Annotated in this window: 3 protein-coding genes and 1 pseudogene; 3 read left to right on the top strand and 1 reads right to left on the bottom strand. The window is 75.2% G+C overall.

Annotation, left to right across the window (positions count from 1 at the left end):
* Positions 1-453 (top strand): annotated as a pseudogene (locus F8271_RS30765) (hypothetical protein); the annotation flags it as partial.
* A 7-nt stretch (positions 454-460) separates the two neighbouring features.
* On the opposite strand, the gene F8271_RS30770 reads toward F8271_RS30765, so the two are convergent.
* Positions 461-1,315: a DUF3152 domain-containing protein gene (locus tag F8271_RS30770; RefSeq protein ID WP_151493296.1), complete on the bottom strand. Its 855-nt coding sequence runs from the start codon at positions 1,313-1,315 to the stop codon at positions 461-463.
* A gap of 139 nt (positions 1,316-1,454) precedes the next feature.
* Here F8271_RS30770 and F8271_RS30775 point away from each other — a divergent pair, with 139 nt between their 5' ends.
* Together F8271_RS30775 and F8271_RS30780 are read left to right on the top strand one after the other, a co-directional pair.
* Positions 1,455-1,958 (top strand): SigE family RNA polymerase sigma factor, encoded by a 504-nt coding sequence (locus tag F8271_RS30775; protein ID WP_151493297.1) that lies wholly within the window; start codon positions 1,455-1,457, stop codon positions 1,956-1,958.
* Positions 1,955-2,710 (top strand): hypothetical protein, encoded by a 756-nt coding sequence (locus F8271_RS30780; protein WP_151493298.1) that lies wholly within the window; start codon positions 1,955-1,957, stop codon positions 2,708-2,710. Before F8271_RS30775 ends, F8271_RS30780 begins: the two co-directional genes overlap by 4 nt.
* The last annotated feature ends 186 nt before the right edge of the window (positions 2,711-2,896 follow it).

Below are 2,896 nucleotides of genomic sequence, written 5' to 3' on the forward strand. Positions count from 1 at the left end.
CCGAGCACGTCGGCGACCCCCGGACGGTCGAGCCCGGCGGGGCCGCCCGCGAGCGTCGCGCCCACCAGATCAACAGCCCAGCCACCGGCGGCGCCCGGCGTGCCCGCTCGCCCCGCAGGTGGCCCGGGTGCCCCCGACGCCACGGTGCCGGTGCGCAACGGCGAGGCCCCCGCTCCGGCCGCGCCGACGTACACCGACCCCGCTCGCGGCGACTGGCCGCCCGCGTACTACCTGGTCCTCGCCGGTGTCCTCGCGGTGCTGGCGCTGCTGCTGCTCGTGCGGCGCCGACCGCCGGCGGCCCCGCCGGCTGCCGCCGCACCGGCGCCCGCGCCCGCTCCCGAGCCGGTGCCGGTGCCGGACAACGTCAGTCGACTGCCGACCAACCTCAACGCCATCTACGAGCTGGGCCGCCTCGACGAGCGGCTCGACCAGGAGCGCGGGCGCCGGTCCTGAGCAGGGGTCAGTGCGCGGGCCGAGCGGCCTCGCGCGGCGGGACCTCGTCGAGATACGCCCCCACCGGCCCCGTGTAGCGGCTCGTGCCGAGCGGGTACGGCCAGGCGTTGGCGGTGCAGCCGTGCAGGCCCAGCGTCTGCTGCTGCATCACCGGCGCCGGTCGGCCGCGCCTCGGGCACCGCTCGTGGCCCAGCCCGAGGCGGTGCCCCACCTCGTGGTTGACCACGTACTGCCGATAGGTGGCCAGGTTCGCGCCGTACCCGGGCACGGCCTTGACCCAGCGGGCCACGTTGAGCACCACCCGGTCGCCGTTGCGGCACGACGTGTAGCCGTCCGGCACACCCTGGCAGAGCGTGTCGCGGGTGCCAGGGGTCGCCAGGTAGATGGTGAAGTCGGCCGCCGCGTTGGCGCCCACCCGGCGCAGCCGCCACGTCCCACCGGCCGTCCATCCGCGCGGGTCGTTCAGCGTCGCGGACACCGCCGCCGCGACGTCGGCCACCGGCAGCCCCCGGATGTCCCGCTCGACCGCGATCCGGTAGCGCAGCAGCTGACCGGCGCTGCCACCGCCGGCCGTCGTCTCGGCCGCCGCCACCGACCAGCGGTTGCCACCGGTGGCGGGATAGCTGATCACGATCGGGGTGGGCGCGGTGCCGGCGCTCGCGGCGGCGGCCGGTCGCCCGGTCGCGCCCTGCCCCGCCGCGGGCTGCTCGCCGTGCGTCAGCCCGCTCGTGGTGGGGCCGGCCACCGAGGGATCGGTCGCCGGCCCTCCGCCGGCCGGCAGACCGCAACCGGTGAGCAGCGCCACCACCAGCAGTAACGCCGCTGAGGCGGCGCGGCCACGGCGGGTAACCTTCGTCGACATGTCTCTCCCCTCGCGCGTCGCTCGGTGGCGGCGCGGAGGAGAAGACGGGTGACGGTAGGAAAAAGTTGCTGTGATCCAGGGCTCAACCTTTTGCCACCCTCGCTCGTCTCTGACGGTGTGGCACGGGGGAGGGTTCGCGGTGGCGCGGGGTGACGCGGAGTTCGTCGAGTTCGCGCGGGCCGCGTCCGCGCGACTGGTGCACGCCGCGTACCTGCTGACCGGCGACCACCACCAGGCCGAGGACGCCGCGCAGACGGCCCTGGTCCGCACCTACGCGTCGTGGCCACGGATCCACGACGACGACGCCTACGGGTACGCCCGCCGCACCCTGGTCAACCACCTGGTCGACGGCTGGCGGCGGCCGATGCAGGAGTACCCGACCGACGAGGTGCCGGAGCAGCGGCGCGGCGACGTGGCCGACGAGGTGGCCACCCGGCGCTGGTTGATCGCCATCCTCGGCGCGCTGAGCCCACGCGAGCGGGCCATCGTCGTGCTGCGGTACTACTTCGACCTTCCGGAGGCGCAGGTGGCCCGGGAACTCGCCGTGTCCGTGGGCACGGTCAAGAGCACCAGCTCGCGCGCCCTGGAGAAGCTGCGTGCCGCCGGGGCGCGGGCGGCCGACAACCAGGAGGCGCGCCGATGAGCGAGCTGGATCGGCTCCGCGACGCCATGCGGGCGACCGAGCGTCGCGGCGCCACCCTCGACCTGGTCGCCGTCATGCGTGCGGGACGGCGGTTGCGTACCCGTCGCCGGCTCGCCGGAGTGGGCGCGGCGACAATGGCGACCGGGTTGGCCGCCACCCTCGTCCTGGTGGCGGTCGGCGCCTGGCCCAGCGATCCACCGCGGGTGGACCGTCCGCCGCCGGTCGCCGTCGCTCCGCCGGGGACCGCTGCCGCCTCGCCGGTGCAGAGGTCGGCGACACCCACGCCGCCGCCGACGCCACCCCCGACGCCAGCGCTCAAGCCGATGGGCGTGGTGATCGACAGCGGGGTGCGCAACGGCACCGACCAGCGGGTGTACTACGTCGTCGGTGTGTCGGTGCCCGGCGAGCCCGGGGTGTCCATCGGGCTGGCCGCCGGTCGGCGCGCCCCGGACGGCACGCTGACCACGGACATCCTGGTCAACGACGTCCAGGGGGTCGACCGGAGGCCGGGGTTCCACCAGATCGGCTACGACGAGCGGTCGTCCGCCGTGCCGGTGCCCACCTTCGGCTACTTCGTCGGCCCCGCCAAGCGGATCATCGGCACCGTGGGTGGCCGGCAGGTCGATGCTCGACTGACCTTCTGGAGCGTCGACAAGCAGGTGGTGATCTTCTGGTTCGACCCGACCGAGCTGACCCCGGGCGACCGGCTGGACGGCATCATCGCCCGCGACAGCAGCGGCCGCCGACTCTGACGGCCGGTCGCCTCAGACCGGGTCGTCCAGCCGGCGTTCGATGGTGACCGTCGTCCCCTCGGCGGTGGAGACCAGCCGCACGTCGCCGAAGGCGTTCATCAGCAGCGCGCCGCGCCCCCGGTCCATCGCGGGCCGGCGGTCGCGCCAGGTGCCGAAGTCGCGTACCGAGATCCGGACCAGGCCGCC

It is taken from the genome of Micromonospora sp. ALFpr18c, from assembly GCF_008868155.1.
Taxonomy (GTDB): domain Bacteria; phylum Actinomycetota; class Actinomycetes; order Mycobacteriales; family Micromonosporaceae; genus Micromonospora.